We start from the raw sequence: 16,398 nt of genomic DNA, 5'->3' as shown, positions 1-16,398 counted from the left end.
CCATTATTTTCTACATAAAAAATAGGGCACACATCATAAAAATGATGTATGCCCTATCTTTATTTATACATATTTTGTATTTCTTCTTTATTTTTAAGTATTTCCTCAAACTTATCACTACAACCCTTCGGAAATAACACTCCCAGTCCATATGAATGCGCAAATTGAAAATGAGGGTACTTCGCTTTTACCTCATCCCAAAACTTATATACGCCGAAATCACTACTTCTAACTTCAATATCATGAAATAATACAATACCGTTTTTCGCGACTTTCGGTAGCCATGTATTATAATCGTGAGAAACAGCTTCATACGTATGATAGCCATCAATATGCAAAAGATTTATCGTTTCATCTTGAAACCGGTCTACAGCATCATCAAAAGTAGATCGAATTAAATTTCCTATATTAAGGTAGTTATCGCTCACTACTTTTTCTACTATTTGAAAAACCCCTTCTCCATATGGACCTGTATGCCCATCTCCAGCCCAAGTATCTACTGCAAAGCATTTAGTCGATAACCCTCCATCTTTTACTCCCTGACAAAAACTAAAAAAGGAAGCTCCTAAATGTGTACCTAACTCAACTAAAGTTTCTGGTTTTTCAAATCGTACTAAGTCATATGCAAAATCTAAATGTCCACTCCACGCAGATTGTGACCGAATAATAGGACTAAATGTTTCAAATTCAAATGATGGTTTATGAGTAACCCAGTTCATCGCATAACTCCTTCTGCACATATTTTTAACAAACCAAATTACTCTTATCTTTATTTTTTTATCGTCTTGATTATGATTCTATTTCATGAAAATATGAAGAATTTATTCTTTTCTATTGAGGTAAAACATCATATACATATGGGTCAGTTGGCTTATTAATTTTTTCGATTTTGTTTACTTTTACAAGTGGAAAGACTGTTCCTTTATATGTCGTTTCATCTAATAATCCTGTTATTTTTACCCATGTTTCTTCTGGAATTTTTTCAATATTTTTCCCGGTAACAATCATCCCCCAGACTGATGCATCCGCAATACAACAAGTTATGCCATATCGAGCCACTACTACTTTATTCCCCGTCACATCTTTATCCTTATATATAAACCCTAAGAATGTAATTTCTTTCCCTTTAAACCAATTAACATTTTGACCAATTACATTCATTGTTTGAACATAATCCTTATCCTTTACTTGTAGTTTACGCTGTCCTAACATACTTTTTACTACTTGCTCTTCCGTTTTATAAGTCGTTGCTAAATTTGATGTTTCTTCTGAATCAACTAATACTTCTCGCTCATCAAACTTAACCTGTTTCCCCTCTTTTTCGTTTCTTTCCAGACTTCTCGCCTGTACACTTTGATTCATACCCCTTTTTCCTGCTAAACTTCCATCAATTGTTACACTTCCAAAGAGAAAAGCACTAACTATCGGAACAACAAATAAAACATATACAAAGAAACTTTTTATCCCTGATTTTGATGTTGTATGATGTTTACAACAATTATAATCATGCTGTTTTTCTCTTCCATCTCCCCAAACTTGTACAATACCAAAAATTAAAATTACTACAAAAGCTATATACGTAAATTTGATCATTTTTGGAGCGATAAAATTATAAATATTCCCTGTTACAAGTAGTTTAAATAAGAGCATTGCTAAACCAATTAAAATAATGCCATGAATATAGTGATGATATGCCTTCTGCTCCTCTTTCTCCATTCTTTCTCACCTCCTATAACATTATGATTTGCACGATGGTATACACAGATACAATGACAATTCCCATCAAAAAGAATACAAATCTCTTTTGAAAATACGCAAATAGCATTAACGTATTTTTCATATCAAGCATAGGCCCAAACACAAGAAATGCGAGAAGTGCCTTTATCGAGAAAACATGTCCAAAAGACGCAGCTATAAAAGCATCGGCTGCAGAGCAAATTGATAAAACATAACCAAACCCCATCATAATAATGGGAGCAATTACTTCGTTATGTGCTACTGCATCCAGTACATTCCGATCAAAAAACGTTTGAAATACACTTGCTAAAAAAGCACCAATCAATAAATACTTACCAGTATCAAAAAACTCATCTACAGTGTGATTCATAACATCTTTCCAACTCTTTTTTTTGCTTATTTGAACTGAAACCTCTACGTCTTTTAAAACATTTCTTTCGCGATAGCAATAATACACAATTAGACCTATGAATAGAGCAACTAGAATTGTTATCCCAAAGCGTGCATATACAACGTAATCATTTTTTGGAAACGCATATACAGTAGATAAAAGAACAACTGGATTCATAATGGGTGCACTCAATAAAATAACAATGCCTACATGAAGTGGTAGCCCCTTTTGAATGAGCCTTCTTACAATTGGTATAATGACACATTCACACATTGGAAAAAGAACTCCCACAAATACTGCTGGAATCATTGCAACAATTGGAGATTTCGGCATTACTTTTTGAATCATATCTTCCGTCACAAACACTTGAATACATGAAGAAACAATTACCCCTAATAAAATAAAAGGTATTGCTTCAAAAATGATACTTAAAAATACCGTATTCACATTCAGCCATTCCTGCGGTATATTTGTGTGCAAATTTACTAGACTTGTAAAATCTACAAAAAATAATAAAAAGAGAAACATAGCGATAAGAGCTATGCCTACTAATTCTTTTGAAACTCTATTAAAGACCAAGCTTCTCGCCTCCATTTTATTTACATGTAAACATGTGCTTGTCCAAATGCTTCATACTACAGCACAAATTTTATAGTCTATTTCTATTCTTAAATCGTAATCATTATGATTTATTATTGATTTTTCTTTTCCTATCGTTTAATATAAAACGTAATCATTACGATTTAAAGGAGAGATCATTTCATGAAAAAAGTACCTATCACTGTATTAAGTGGTTTTTTAGGATCTGGAAAAACTACCTTACTACATCACATTTTGACTAATAAGAATAACTTAAAAGTAGCTGTTATCGTTAATGATATGAGCGAAGTAAACATTGATGCATCTCTTATAAAAAAGGGTGGTTTTTCACGTACGGAGGAAAAACTAGTAGAGATTCAAAATGGCTGTATTTGTTGTACACTACGAGAAGATTTAATGATAGAAGTGAATCGTCTTGTGGAAAATGGTGATATTGACTATATTATTATTGAATCTTCTGGTATAAGTGAGCCTATTCCAGTTGCTCAAACGTTTACTTATACAGACGAAGTCCTTAACATTGATTTAACGAAAAATTGTCGCCTCGATACGATGGTTACAGTTGTAGATGCAAATAGATTTTGGGATGATTTTGCAGATGGAGAAAGTTTATTAGACCGAAAACAAGCCATCGATGAGAATGATACCCGAGAAGTTATTGATTTATTAATAGATCAAATTGAATTTGCAAACGTAATTATTCTTAATAAGATAGATTTGCTAGAAAAAGAAGATGTGATAGAGCTTCATCATTTACTAAAAAAATTAAATCCTAATGCAAAAGTTCTTGAATCTTCGTTTAGCAAAGTACCATTACAAGAAATTTTAAACACAAATCTATTTAATTATGAAGAAGCCAGTCAATCGGCCGGCTGGATACAAGAATTAAATAGTGACCATCATACACCAGAAACGGAAGAATACGGTATCAATTCCTTTGTTTACCGCCGCAAATATCCTTTCCATCCCGAGCGCCTTATGAATTGGCTAGAAAGATGGCCTTTAGATGTTGTAAGAGCGAAAGGATTCTTCTGGCTGGCATCTCGTAATAATATGATAGGGCTTCTATCTCAAGCAGGTTCCTCTATTACAATTCAAGGAGCCGGTGAGTGGATAGCGGCATTACCTGAAACTGAAAGAAATCAAATGATTACAGAAGAACCAGAAGTATTGAAAAACTGGGATAAACAATATGGAGATCGAATAACCGAACTCGTATTTATTGGAATTGATATGAACCGTTCGTTAATTGAACAATCATTAGATGATTGTCTATTAACAGAAAAAGAAATGCAACAAAACTGGAATACATTTATTGATCCTATCCCGGCTTTTACTTATACTTCATAACAATTAATAAAAGGCTTCAGTAGAATGAAGCCTTTTTACTTTATAGTACTCTTATTTAATAAGTTTGCTTTAATTATGAATACAATTGTACCTAAAACAATTAATATAGCATATACGATACCAACTAAATTACCTATTTTTTCCAAGTCAAGCGGTAATATTATAGTAGCAACTCCAACTATATAAGAAAATGCTCCTGAAAGCTTCGCTAATTTATTTTTATCTCCAACAAACGTTTCTTCTTGATATCCTGCTAACAAAAACAACCTCTTTTTCACATGTATTTGATACCCTAAAAAAATGATAAGTAACCCTACAAATAAACAAACTAAAAATCCAGCTAACATATACTCCCCCTCCTCTACAATATTTTACTATACATAAAAAACAAATTAGAAATTTCAGTTTATTAATGAGTCATTCTGTGATATATTGCATATTGTATTCAATTTGTATTTTTAGAAAGGAGAATTTTAGATCATATGGATTCAAATCGATTAAAAGGAATTATAATGGTCATAATCGGTGCTTGTTTATGGGGCTTGTCTGGTACAGCTGCACAACAACTTTTTCAATATGACAATGTTTCAACCGAATGGTTAGTTACGATCCGTTTACTTATATCTGGAATTATTTTGCTCATTATTTCCTCATTCGGAACGAGAAAAAAAGAGATATTTAGCATTTGGAAACAAAAATCTGATGCTATTAAAATGATTTTGTTTGGTCTATTCGGTATGCTTGCTGTACAGTATACGTATTTCGCTTCAATTAAAGAAGGAAATGCTGCCGTCGCAACATTATTGCAATATTTAGCTCCTATATTCATCACTGTATACTTACTTTTCCAATGGAACGTTCGTCCATCAAAAATTGATTTCATTTCAATTACCCTTTCATTAGTAGGCACTTTTCTCTTACTAACAAACGGGTCTGTTCATAACTTGGCTGTTTCTACACCAGCTATTATTTGGGGTATTTTATCTGGATTATCTCTCGCTTTTTATAGTTTATATTCAAAGGAATTGTTAGAAAAGTGGTCTTCCTCCGTTATCGTTGGATGGGGCATGATTATTGGGGGTATTGGTGTAACGATTGTACACTTTATTTCTACAAACGAATTCATTTTATTATCAACTATGAAATATGTAAAACTAAGTACCCTACCGCTCATCACATTTGTCGTCATTTTCGGAACACTTATTGCCTTTTATTTATACTTAGACAGCATACGATACCTGACTCCGAAAGAAACAACATTATTTGGTTGCACAGAACCACTCGCAGCTATTATTTCTTCTGTACTTATATTGCACGTGCCATTTCAATCTTTTCAATTATTAGGCGCTTTTTGTGTCATTGTAATGGTGCTCATCTTAAGCCAAAAGCCGGATGAAGGGAAACAAAAATTAAAGCTTGTTCATACAAAAAAGGAAAATATACAATGAAAGGATTGAATTCACTATGCCTGTCCCTCAAAATTATAAAAAACCAGGAAGAATTTCAGCAAAATCACTCGTTTTAAATCAACTACAAAATTGGATTATTGAAGGTGTACTGAAGCCCAATGAAAAAATTAATGATGGTGAATTGGCTGAGGCACTAGGAGTAAGCAGAACACCTGTAAGAGAAGCACTTCAAATATTAGAGCTTTCTGGATTAGTGGAAATGGTACCAGGGCAAAAAACGAAAATTGCTCCTATTAAGTTAGACGACGTATCTATCATTTATGAAACGATGGCTGGTCTTCACTCTATTATAGGAAAGCAAGCTCTTCAAAACATTACAGACGCTGATATTCAACTACTTTCTGAAATAAATAATCATTTTCAGCACTCTATAGAGAAAAAAAACGCAAAACAAGCTTTAGAATTAGATATACAATTCCACAATACAATTTCTTCTATTGCTAAAAACCAATATATTGAACCCTTTCTAGAAAATATGCAACTTCACGTTTTACGTCTTGAATATTTATTTTTCCAAAACTTTGTTCCAGCAAGTCAATCTATTGAAGAACATCACTCTATCATTCAAGCATTACAGAAGCAGGACGAAAAACAAATGGAACAAATAATGACCCAAAACTGGCTCCGTCCCATGAAAGAAATACAAAAAATAATTTCTACGAAGTAAAAAAAGAGCTGGTTACACAAAATCGTAACCAGCTCTCCTTTTACTAATCTATATAGCTACGCCTGAATATTCGCATAATCTTCCATATCTTCGTACTCTTTTTCCAATTCCTCTAAAGACAGCTCGTATAATTGTCGGTCGCGAATCTTAAACACACCTGCTCCAATTAACTCATCAATTAAATGCCTCTTACGATTTTCAACAGCAAAACGGAGTTGACTACTCATCTTTTAAAAAACTCCTTTCTACGATCATTGAAAATGATAATCTCTATCAATTACCACTTTTGATTATAAAAGATGACTCTTTATAAGTAAAGTAATTTCATGAAATATTTACCTTGCAAAGTACTTGTGGCCACATTATATATATGTATGCCGTGCGAAAAATGTTATGACACTTTTTCTTATCCTTTTTCTTTCATACTTTGCAAGTTGTCTCATCATGATTAAATTCACCATCTATTTCTACTTGAATGGTGACATGTTCTACATGAAATTTCTCCTTTAATACATACGTAGCCTCTTTTAATACACTTTGCGTTTCATTCCCTTTAATAATAAGATGACATGTTAATACTTGAAAATCTGATGTGACAGACCATATGTGCAAATCATGAACTTCTTTGACAATCGGAATATTTAATAACGTACTTTTTACCTCTTCAACATTTATGTGCTGTGGTGCACCTTCCATTAATATATGAACCGTATCACGTGTTACACGCCATCCACTAATAATGACTAAAATAGACACAAGAATACTAGCAATCGCATCTGCAGCAGTCCATCCGAAAAATTTAATAAGTAACGCAGCAATAATCGCTCCGACGGAACCCAATAGATCGCCTAGTACGTGCAGGAAAGCACTTCTTAAATTCAAATTACCTTTCACATCTCCGCCTCTCATTAATATCCAAGCTGATAAAATATTAATAAGCAGACCAAGGACTGCAATAATGAGCATCCCATTACTAGCAATCTCAACTGGTTCTTTAAAACGACGGATTGCTTCAATAAAAATGTATACCGAAATGACAATAAGAACGACACCGTTACATAATGCTGCTAACATTTCGACTCGCTTATACCCGTATGTTTTCGCAGTTGTTGCTGTTTTTTCTCCGAGTTTAAACGCAAGTAAACTTAAAGCTAAAGATACTGCATCACTTAGCATATGCCCCGCGTCAGATAGTAGTGCTAAGCTATTTGTTACAAATCCACCAACAACTTCTGCAATCATAAAACTTGTTGTTAGTAGGAAGGCAATTAGTAACGCCTTTTTATTTTTTGAATGACCATGATCATGTGAATGTCCCATACTTATACTCCTTTAAGTACAATATCTGTATGTTAGTATGAAACAAACTCCCCATCTTTATCCCGAATTGACTGATTGTAAACGCCCGCTTCCTCTGTATACACACTTCGCTATTTTTTAAACAATCCCTTTTTCTCAAATAAAACAAGACTACTTCTTTTTTATTTTCATATTGTTTACTAATGAAAGAATTTTTAAGGAGGTTACTTAAATGAAACGTTTATTTCTCTGTATGGAACGTGAACTTGTTGTAGTGAAAGAACACAATGATAACTATGAAACGACTTATCACTTACAAAATATGCAACCTACCTGTATCGCTGTTGATCCATTTCAAAAGAATCGTGTATATTGCGGAACATTTGGACGAGGTCTATGGTTAAGTGACGATAGTGGGGATTCATGGAGACCAATTGGAGATTCTTATCGTTACTTTGATTTCCCTAAAGAGGATGGTATTTTGCACTCCTCTATCACTTCCATAACAATAAGCTCAAATGAACAAGTTAACGGATATGGGGTCGTTTATGTCGGCACAGAACCGAGCGCTTTATTTCGCTCTGAAAATGGTGGTGAAACGTGGACTGAACTTAAAAATATGAAATCATTATTATCTTCTTATACATGGGCTTTCCCGCCTAGACCTTTTACCCATCACGTACGCTGGATTACAGTTGATCCAAACAACCCTAATACAATACACGTTTCAATCGAAGCTGGTGCTGTTATTCAAAGTAATGATAAAGGGCATACATGGATTGATAAAAAATTCGGTGCTCCTATCGATGCTCATCAATTACTTATGCACCCTGAAGCACCAAATCGCCTTTATGCATCATGTGGTGACGGATTTATGGGCGGACCTGATCGTGCTTATCTTGAGAGTTATAACAATGGCAACAGCTGGATCTCATGTAGTGCAGGACTTGAACATCATTATTTATACAGCATGGCTATTGATCCAACTGATTGTGATACGATTCTCGTTTCTGCCGCGCCAAGTGCTGATCTCGCTCATCATCGTATCCCTTATGAGTCTTATATTTATCGAAAAACGAAAGATACTCCTTTCCAGCAAGTACAACAAGGACTACCATCTGCAATCGGTACAGTCATTTCGATGTTTGCTACAAACGGAGCCGAACCACATACGTTTTACACGTTAAATAACAATGGCGTCTTTCAATCCAATGATAGCGGCGAATCGTGGGAACAACTAAACATTCCGTGGAAAGATGAGTATAAAACGCAGCATCCGCATGCACTATTCGTCACTAGTTCTTAACGAAAAAAGACTGCCTAAATGATTTTAGGCAGTCTCTCTTTTATTTCTTTAAATCAATGACAATATCATCTAACACAATATCTTTGCTCTTCGCTTCTTTTTTCGGCACTTCTATTTTCTTCTCTTTCCCATTCACATACTCTACTCCACCATGATTTTCAGGTGTATGTACTCGCAAGTGCACGCGAGGTGTAACGATAAGCTTTGTTGCATTTTCGTTTAGTTTTTGGAAGGTGGCACTCCAATGGATATTGTAAGGATCGTTGCCACTTCCCCCATTTCCTTCACCGGAATAAATATTCCCTAAATCATCCTTAACCGTCAATTCAACATCTACACTATCCCATTCTTTCCTCGCGCCCTTAGAAACCTCTTGATTGTAATAAAGAATAAATGAAACTGGCGATATTGCGACCTTTTCCATATTTGCTTTTATACCTTCTTTTTCTGAACTCCCACCAATTGTTCTCTCTTTACTATCCACTGATTTTACAGTTAACGCGAAATTCCAATTACCTTGTATTGATTTTTTCCTATCTGGCATCTCTATTCTCTCTATATTCCATCTAAAGTTTACTTTGTCCTTTTTATTGCTATCATGATGCGTCGTTGTTACCATACCTACATACTTTTTTTCAGTAACTTTAGTCATTTTACCACTGCCTGAACTACCATGAGCGTCCATTATATCCAATCCACCTAATATGATAGGATCCTCCCCTAAGTCCTGCTCACTTTCCAGTGAATACGTTATAGATAATGTTCTGCCATCAGAAATTACATCATTAATTGTAACCTTAACCCCATTACTCTCTTTTGTCATATTCAACTCAGTCGAAAATTCCTTATAATTTTCATATAATCCCGTTCTACCATTATCTAAAAATCGGAATATGTCACCTACAATTGGCAATCCCCCGGCATATGTAGGAAAACCGATACCAAGAGTTGCAACCGATAACCCTACTAAAATTGATGCAGCAGCGACACCTTTTTTCCAACTTTTCATCTTTTTCTTCGTACGTATCGATTGTTTTACATTTCGTTTTACTTTTTCCTTTTCAATTTCAGAAGCCTCAATTTCTTCTAGTTCTTTTTCATCTATATCAATATCATTTAATAGTTCATAAATGTCTTTCATATTGCACTACCTCCAAAACTAATATTCGTAGCATTTTGTTGTAGTTTCTTTTTCCCCCGGTACACTCGATTATCAATTGCTGCCCGAGTTAATCTTAACTTGTCACCTATTTCCTCTGTCTTCATACCAAGTAAATATTTCATAATGAACACCTTTTGATCTAGCGGTTCTAATTGATTAATGAGCTTCAATAATTCTTCCCTATCTTCCATAACGATTAATTCGTCTTCTGCTGATTTTTCTGTACTGATATGAAACTCATCTGAAATGATTTCTACTGTTTTAGTCGATTTCCGGTAATAATCAATTGCTTTAAACTTTGCAATCGCTGCAATCCACTTTTTAAAATCACTCGGCTCTCCATGAAATTTATTTGCGTTATTCCAAATGGAAAAAAATATATCGTTTATACATTCCTCTATGAGTCCATCATTTTGAATGGGAAGTAGAACTTTATGCGTGATCCCCTTTATGAGTGGTAAGTATGTATCGACAACGAATTCTAACGCGTCTTCTTTTTGCCGCTGTAATCTTTTTATAAAATTTTTCTCATTTGATTTCATGTAGCGATTCCCCTTATTGTTTTGTAAAAGCTTTTACACCCTATATAACGTCTGAGAAAATTTTTTCTCTCATCTTTTTTATTTTTTGTATGGAATGGAATACTTTCCCTTAGCCATTTTCTCACATAACTATGCATTCAAAGAAAACTTTCTCAAGTCTGTAATTTAATTCATGTAGTACACTATTTATATAGTCACTCTTTAATTTAGTGTACATTTTATTTCATTAATCTATTTTAAAAATTAGGAGATGAGATGTGTATGTGTGGAATTACAGGTTGGGTAGATTGGAAAGAAGACCTTTCAAATCAACATGTTATTTTAAAAAAGATGGCAAATAGTATTCAGCATCGTGGTCCGGATGCTGAAGGATTTTGGTTTTCACCTCATGCGGCCTTTGCACACCGGCGTTTAATTGTAATTGATCCAGAAGGCGGGACACAGCCTAAGACATTTCGTGCTGGTGATTATACGTATGCTCTTACTTATAATGGAGAAATTTATAATTTCCGTGAACTGAGAGAGCAGCTTCAAAAATGTGGGCATGCATTTGAAACCCATTCAGATACAGAAGTATTACTACATGCTTATTTAGAATGGAAAGAAGACTGCGTACGACATTTAAACGGAATTTTCGCTTTTGCCTTATGGGATGATCAGAAGCAACAATTGTTTTTAGCACGAGATCATTTAGGTGTAAAACCACTCTTTTTTACAGAAAGAAATGGCAGTATTATTTTCGGCTCTGAAATTAAAGCATTATTAGCGCATCCATCTGTCCCTGCTGAAATTGATGCGAATGGAATAAATGAAATATTTGGATTAGGCTTATTTCGCACTCCAGGATGTGGCGTCTTTAAACATATTCAAGAAGTACGTGCTGGACATTCTATAACATTTACACGTCATAAAAAAGTAGTTACTCAGTATTGGAATTTAGAAAGTAAGTTCCATACAGACTCTATAGAAGATACATCTTCGCATATTTTATCTATTTTACAAGATACAGTAAAAAGACAATTAATTGCCGATGTTCCTCTCGTTTGTATGTTATCAGGCGGATTAGACTCTAGCGGTATTACTGCACTTGCGGGTAAAGAATTTGCTGCTGAAAATAAAACACTTCATACGTATTCTGTTGACTTTGTAAATAGCGCAAAAGATTTCGAACTGACATTTGCTCGCACTGGTTTAGACGCTCCTTGGGTAAAACGCGTTTCTGAACATGTCGGGACAGCGCATCATGATATTATTGTGAATGCTGAAGAATTAGCAAATCACTTATTTGTTCCCCTTCATGCAAAAGATTTACCGAGTGCTGGTGAAATGGAAACTTCACTATATTTACTATTTTGCGAAATGAAAAAAGATGCGACCGTAGCTTTATCCGGCGAATCGGCTGATGAAGTATTCGGTGGATATCCTTGGTTTCATCAAGAAGAACTACTATATGTAGATAAGTTTCCTTGGCTAACAAATTGGAAAAATACATCTCCTCTTCTACTAAATGAAGTAAGTAACCAATGTAATCTAGAAGACTATATTGATACGCGATTCCAAGAAGCGATACTTGAAGTACCTACTCTTGAAGGCGAAAGTAAAAAATCCGCGAAACAACGTCAAATGTTTTATTTATTTTTAACAAGATTCCTTCCTTTCTTACTTGACCGTAAAGATCGTATGAGTATGGCTGTTGGATTTGAAGTTCGTGTACCGTTTTGCGATTATAGATTAGTTGAATATTTATGGAATGTTCCTTTCAACATAAAAAGTATTGATAATATTGAAAAAGGCATTTTACGTAGAGCACTACAACCAGCTTTACCTGACGATGTACGCAATAGAAGAAAAAGCGCTTATCCAACTTCACAAGATCCACACTACTTACAAACAATCCGTAATTTAACACTTGATATGTGTAACAATAAAAACAATCCTATTTTCTCACTTATTAACCATTCCATCTTACTTTCAATTGCTGATCAAAGTAATAAAGTGATTAACAATTTTGAAGCAAGAAGTGCCATGGAGTATATGCTACAAGTAAATGAATGGTTGAAAACATATCACATCCATATTGCTTAACAAAAAGGAGTTCAAGGATAAAAACCTTGAACTCCTTTTATATTAATTAGCACATTGTTTATTATCAGTATCAATAGACCATCCAATAATCGTGGCACAGTCTCTACCTTTCCACTGCAGTACATTTGTTAATACGGGCTCAATCTGCAAGCTATTTCCGTCGTGTAATATTTCTACTAAAGATTGATCATCATCAAACCTTCGTTTGTCACACTCTAAAATACCGTCCGTTGCCATTACAATGTGATTCATTCCTTTTTCTAATCCTCTTACACCTGACGTAAAACAAGGTGTATTTGCTGCAAAAATATTTTTCCTGCCAATATATTCGTAATTTTTCCGTTTATTTAATCGTCCTTTTCCATTTTTCGTTTTCTCAGAATGGAATAAATACGCGAAACAATCACCAACTGATAACCAATATAAAAATTCGCCTTTTCGTAAACAAATTAAGCAAGCGAGTTCCTCATCATCTTGATCACACTTTTTAATAAATAACTCATCTGTAAATAACGCTAATAAGTACATATGTGTATGATGAAAAGCTAAATGTATTGGATAGGAAAATAACTCTTTTAATTTCTCTTTTCTTTCTGAAATCGCTTCTATTATATAATCAATATTTTTTGTTTTGTGGTGTGTATCAAAAATCATAACAAATTCAAATTGTAATTCAGGGTCCCACCAAGCAAGTACCGCATCTCCTCGTTCATATGCATCACTTTCTTGATTTCCCCCATATACGCCGACTGAAAGAGGACCACATTTTTCAACATGTATTTCATCTACATACATCTGTTCATGACTCATCCATTTGAATGTATTCACAACTATCATCCTCTCTCTTGCTAAATGTATACCTTTACACATAGATTACCTTATATTTCAATAAAAATAAACTTTTTCAACATTTTTTATCCAAATAAAAGGATTTTATTTCTAAAACAACGAATATATCTTACTATACGATATAAAAAAAGGGGATTTATTATTATGAACAACATTAATCAACATTGGGAGAGCATTTATTATCACTTACGATACGAATACGAGGACAATCTTTCCCACCAAGCAATTCGTATTTTACAAATCGTTTCTCGTGAGAAAGATATAACAATTGGAAAAGTCGCTACTGAGCTTAGCCTTTCTCATAACACAGCATCTGAACATATAAAGCGCCTTATTCAAAAGGGGTTCATCGTTAAAGAGAGAAATAAAAAAGATGAAAGAGTGGTAAACCTTACATTAACAATTGAAGGAATTGAAGTATTAGAAAAACATACTTTACTAGATAAAGAAAAGATAAAAATATTAGAATCACAGTTATCAAAAGAAGAACTACAATTAATTGAAAAAGCATTTTCGTTATTAGCGAAGGAGGCAAAATATGCATTTCCTCGTTAAAGTAATCGTTTCGGCACTTATTATCGGCGTTATCACTGAAGTCGCCAAACATTATAGTACGATAGGTGGCTTTATTGCTGCTCTTCCTCTCGTAAGTTTACTTAGTCTATTTTGGATTTCATTCGAAGGCGGGAATAAACAAGAATTGAGTCAATTTGCTTTAGGAGTATTATATGGATTCCCCGCATCAGCACTACTATTATTTATCGTCTATATTGGTTTAAAAAATTCATTTACACTTAGTACATCTGTCCTACTCGGTATAGGTGTTTGGTGTATCGTTTTTGCTTTTCAAAAATTATTTCAAGCTTAGGGGGAATTAACATTCATAAATTTGTAGAAATAATGGGGCAAAATATAGAAGTACATATAAAAGGAGGTGGTAAACAAACTGTAGTCATTCAAACCGGAATGAGTTGCTCATTTTATGATTGGCTTCCTATTATAAAAAAGCTTTCACAGCACTTTACAGTCGTTTCATACCATCGCCCAGGTTACGGGAAAAGTGAGCTAGGAAATCAACCACGTACAATAAGGCAAGTTACAAAAGAGCTGCATATGTTACTAAACAAACTAGCTATTCAAGAGCCATTTATTCTAATCGGTCATTCCTATGGAGGATTATGTGCACAACATTTTGCGATGTTACATGAAGATAAGCTGCAAGCACTTATTTTAGTTGATTCTACTTCGATGAACTTACACCGTTTAGATGAACTTCATTTACCAATTTCTGATCAAACTGACTCGGATGATATATGGCTTGAAAAATATAATACATACTCCAAAATGGATGTAGACACACTTTATAATGAACTAAAACCTATTCTCACCGATCAATCAAAACAGCAAATTGGATTCTCTACCTCGCCTTCATTATATAAAGCGACAGCTTCTGAACTATCGGAGTGGAAAAACTGTGCTCTCTCACTAAAAGAGCTATGTAAAACATTAGAAATACCATTAATCGTTATCGGTAGAGACCCTCAATATTCTATTACTCAATTGACTAATGGTGGCATGCCAAAAGAGGAAGCAACACAACTTGAAGCAATGTGGCAAGAACTGATCCATGAACAATTACAACTCTCAATACATAGCCAATATATACTTGCCGAACATGCTGGTCACGGAATCGAAATTGATCGGCCTGATATTATTATTGGGGCTGTTCAATCTCTATAAATAAAAAAAGGAAGCAACTAAAGTTGCTTCCTTACTTATCTATTCATAATCTTCTTCATCATCGATTTCTTCGTAATAAGCATTCCCATTACTTACATAAATAGGGCCATTCGCAACATCAATACGTAATACCCATGCCCATGGCACAGCTAAACGCTTATGTATTGCTCGCCAAAAGCTCATTGATTTTCTTTCGTACTCCTGGAACTCCTGAAGTAACTCTTTATAGGAGGAACCGTCTAACTGAATATTTGCTTCTAGCAAACGAGAATGGGCATAGTACTGCAGCTCTAGTTCAGCAGCAATTTCCATTTCTTCTTCTGTTGCCATACCAATAATTGTTCCATCTGCTGGTGCAATTTCATATACGTTGTGAACTTCAATAAGCCCTTCTTTCTCTTTCTCAAACATGTAAACAGCCTCCTTTAACATATAATTTTTATGTTACAAAGTCATACTTCTACAATAACTTCTCTCTTTCCTCTTTTTTTGATAAACTTTTACAAAATATTTAACCGATGGCCTGTTTTCTCTATTCTTTCAGCAGAAATGAAACGATTTTTATCAAAATTTAATTTATACACATCAGGCATATGAAGTGTTTTCCAAAACTCCAAATCATATTTCGAATTAAAATAATTCATTAGTAATACCATAATATTTCCATGCGTACCTATTACAATATTCTTACCTTCATATTTTTTTAATATATTTTGTATACATATTACAGCGCGCTTTTGTGCTACAGTATTCGATTCTCCGCCTTCGTATGCAAAACTCCAATCTTTCCACACATTCTGCATAGCATCATTAAAATTTGATACTGGCTCTGTGCTCAATAATCTTTCACGCAAATCTTCTTCAGTTTGTATTGATAATTTATATGTATTCGCAATTCCTTGTACAGTTTGGATTGCTCTTTTGTAAGGACTAGAAATAACAACATCAATATGTTTATCTTTTAATAAATGCGATACATTTTCTGCATCACAGTGCCCTTTTTCAGATAAAGGTCGTTCCCGTTCTTCTTTTGTATATGTAGAATGGGCATGGCGAACGAAATATATTGTTGTCATTTTTTAACCTCCAATCTTATTTTCCATCTATATTCAATAATAAGATTGGAAAATCCTATATTACAAAAGAGCACTTTTCATAAGTGCCCCTTTGTTTACATAATAAAATTATTTCATTATAATTT

At 34.0% G+C, this 16,398-nt stretch carries 19 protein-coding genes; 8 read left to right on the top strand and 11 right to left on the bottom strand.

Translation table 11 applies throughout. The annotated features are described in order from the left end of the window. Positions 1-59 precede the first annotated feature (59 nt). The 3 genes from ABWK52_RS11520 to ABWK52_RS11510 form a co-directional block, all read right to left on the bottom strand. On the bottom strand, positions 60-719 hold the full coding sequence (locus tag ABWK52_RS11520) for a class I SAM-dependent methyltransferase (protein ID WP_001104673.1): 660 nt from the start codon (positions 717-719) through the stop codon (positions 60-62). A gap of 112 nt (positions 720-831) precedes the next feature. Next, a complete protein-coding gene (locus ABWK52_RS11515) occupies positions 832-1,716 on the bottom strand; it encodes a TIGR03943 family putative permease subunit (protein WP_098541445.1) in 885 nt (294 codons plus the stop codon). A gap of 13 nt (positions 1,717-1,729) precedes the next feature. Next, complete coding sequence (locus ABWK52_RS11510) at positions 1,730-2,722, bottom strand: permease (protein ID WP_003283905.1); 993 nt, start codon at positions 2,720-2,722, stop codon at positions 1,730-1,732. A 168-nt stretch (positions 2,723-2,890) separates the two neighbouring features. Between ABWK52_RS11510 and ABWK52_RS11505 the strand changes: the two genes are divergently transcribed. Beyond that, on the top strand, positions 2,891-4,078 hold the full coding sequence (locus ABWK52_RS11505; RefSeq protein WP_000757670.1) for a GTP-binding protein: 1,188 nt from the start codon (positions 2,891-2,893) through the stop codon (positions 4,076-4,078). A gap of 35 nt (positions 4,079-4,113) precedes the next feature. Here the strand turns inward: ABWK52_RS11505 and ABWK52_RS11500 are convergent, their stop codons facing one another. Next, complete coding sequence (locus tag ABWK52_RS11500; protein WP_098507670.1) at positions 4,114-4,425, bottom strand: DUF3784 domain-containing protein; 312 nt, start codon at positions 4,423-4,425, stop codon at positions 4,114-4,116. Positions 4,426-4,560: 135 nt separating this feature from the next. Between ABWK52_RS11500 and ABWK52_RS11495 the strand changes: the two genes are divergently transcribed. Continuing rightward, a complete protein-coding gene (locus tag ABWK52_RS11495) occupies positions 4,561-5,526 on the top strand; it encodes a DMT family transporter (protein ID WP_098507669.1) in 966 nt (321 codons plus the stop codon). A 16-nt stretch (positions 5,527-5,542) separates the two neighbouring features. Beyond that, on the top strand, positions 5,543-6,214 hold the full coding sequence (locus tag ABWK52_RS11490; protein ID WP_061139456.1) for a GntR family transcriptional regulator: 672 nt from the start codon (positions 5,543-5,545) through the stop codon (positions 6,212-6,214). Positions 6,215-6,270: 56 nt separating this feature from the next. Here ABWK52_RS11490 and fbpA read toward each other — a convergent pair whose 3' ends face one another. Next, complete coding sequence (gene fbpA, locus ABWK52_RS11485) at positions 6,271-6,441, bottom strand: Fur-regulated basic protein FbpA (protein WP_000098302.1); 171 nt, start codon at positions 6,439-6,441, stop codon at positions 6,271-6,273. Between the two features lie 193 nt (positions 6,442-6,634). Further along, positions 6,635-7,534, bottom strand: coding sequence for a cation diffusion facilitator family transporter (locus ABWK52_RS11480; protein ID WP_000510035.1), 900 nt, complete (start codon positions 7,532-7,534; stop codon positions 6,635-6,637). Positions 7,535-7,745: 211 nt separating this feature from the next. Between ABWK52_RS11480 and ABWK52_RS11475 the strand changes: the two genes are divergently transcribed. Further along, positions 7,746-8,819, top strand: a complete 1,074-nt coding sequence (locus ABWK52_RS11475; RefSeq protein WP_016109714.1) for a WD40/YVTN/BNR-like repeat-containing protein — start codon at positions 7,746-7,748, stop codon at positions 8,817-8,819. A 40-nt stretch (positions 8,820-8,859) separates the two neighbouring features. Here the strand turns inward: ABWK52_RS11475 and ABWK52_RS11470 are convergent, their stop codons facing one another. Both ABWK52_RS11470 and ABWK52_RS11465 read right to left on the bottom strand, forming a co-directional pair. Next, positions 8,860-9,960, bottom strand: coding sequence for a DUF4179 domain-containing protein (locus ABWK52_RS11470; RefSeq protein WP_003312848.1), 1,101 nt, complete (start codon positions 9,958-9,960; stop codon positions 8,860-8,862). After that, positions 9,957-10,523, bottom strand: a complete 567-nt coding sequence (locus ABWK52_RS11465) for a sigma-70 family RNA polymerase sigma factor (RefSeq protein ID WP_098541443.1) — start codon at positions 10,521-10,523, stop codon at positions 9,957-9,959. Before ABWK52_RS11465 ends, ABWK52_RS11470 begins: the two co-directional genes overlap by 4 nt. Positions 10,524-10,784: 261 nt before the next feature. On the opposite strand from ABWK52_RS11465, the gene asnB reads away from it, so the two are divergent. After that, the gene (gene asnB / locus ABWK52_RS11460; RefSeq protein WP_098541441.1) at positions 10,785-12,608 is read left to right on the top strand and encodes an asparagine synthase (glutamine-hydrolyzing); all 1,824 of its coding nucleotides are present in this window, start codon (positions 10,785-10,787) and stop codon (positions 12,606-12,608) included. Positions 12,609-12,650: 42 nt separating this feature from the next. On the opposite strand, the gene ABWK52_RS11455 is transcribed toward asnB, so the two are convergent. Next, positions 12,651-13,478 (bottom strand): protein phosphatase 2C domain-containing protein, encoded by an 828-nt coding sequence (locus ABWK52_RS11455; protein ID WP_001999549.1) that lies wholly within the window; start codon positions 13,476-13,478, stop codon positions 12,651-12,653. A gap of 123 nt (positions 13,479-13,601) precedes the next feature. Here ABWK52_RS11455 and ABWK52_RS11450 point away from each other — a divergent pair, with 123 nt between their 5' ends. The 3 genes from ABWK52_RS11450 to ABWK52_RS11440 are packed head-to-tail and all read left to right on the top strand — an operon-like array spanning position 13,602 to position 15,197. Continuing rightward, positions 13,602-14,012: a MarR family winged helix-turn-helix transcriptional regulator gene (locus ABWK52_RS11450; protein WP_001059784.1), complete on the top strand. Its 411-nt coding sequence runs from the start codon at positions 13,602-13,604 to the stop codon at positions 14,010-14,012. After that, on the top strand, positions 13,996-14,325 hold the full coding sequence (locus tag ABWK52_RS11445; RefSeq protein ID WP_000545641.1) for a DUF3147 family protein: 330 nt from the start codon (positions 13,996-13,998) through the stop codon (positions 14,323-14,325). The genes ABWK52_RS11450 and ABWK52_RS11445 overlap by 17 nt, the downstream gene beginning before the upstream one ends. Then, complete coding sequence (locus tag ABWK52_RS11440) at positions 14,286-15,197, top strand: alpha/beta fold hydrolase (RefSeq protein WP_016109713.1); 912 nt, start codon at positions 14,286-14,288, stop codon at positions 15,195-15,197. Before ABWK52_RS11445 ends, ABWK52_RS11440 begins: the two co-directional genes overlap by 40 nt. Positions 15,198-15,236: 39 nt before the next feature. Here the strand turns inward: ABWK52_RS11440 and ABWK52_RS11435 are convergent, their stop codons facing one another. Continuing rightward, positions 15,237-15,608 carry a hypothetical protein gene (locus ABWK52_RS11435; protein ID WP_000461766.1) on the bottom strand — a complete coding sequence of 124 codons (372 nt, stop codon included), beginning with the start codon at positions 15,606-15,608 and terminating at the stop codon, positions 15,237-15,239. 89 nt (positions 15,609-15,697) lie between these two features. Beyond that, positions 15,698-16,273 carry a histidine phosphatase family protein gene (locus ABWK52_RS11430; protein ID WP_065704433.1) on the bottom strand — a complete coding sequence of 192 codons (576 nt, stop codon included), beginning with the start codon at positions 16,271-16,273 and terminating at the stop codon, positions 15,698-15,700. Positions 16,274-16,398: the final 125 nt, after the last annotated feature.

The organism is Bacillus sp. AP50, from assembly GCF_040492675.1.
GTDB classification, from domain to species: domain Bacteria; phylum Bacillota; class Bacilli; order Bacillales; family Bacillaceae_G; genus Bacillus_A; species Bacillus_A cereus.
Note: the sequence above shows the minus strand (reverse complement) of the source record. Positions and strands in the feature narration are given on the sequence as shown.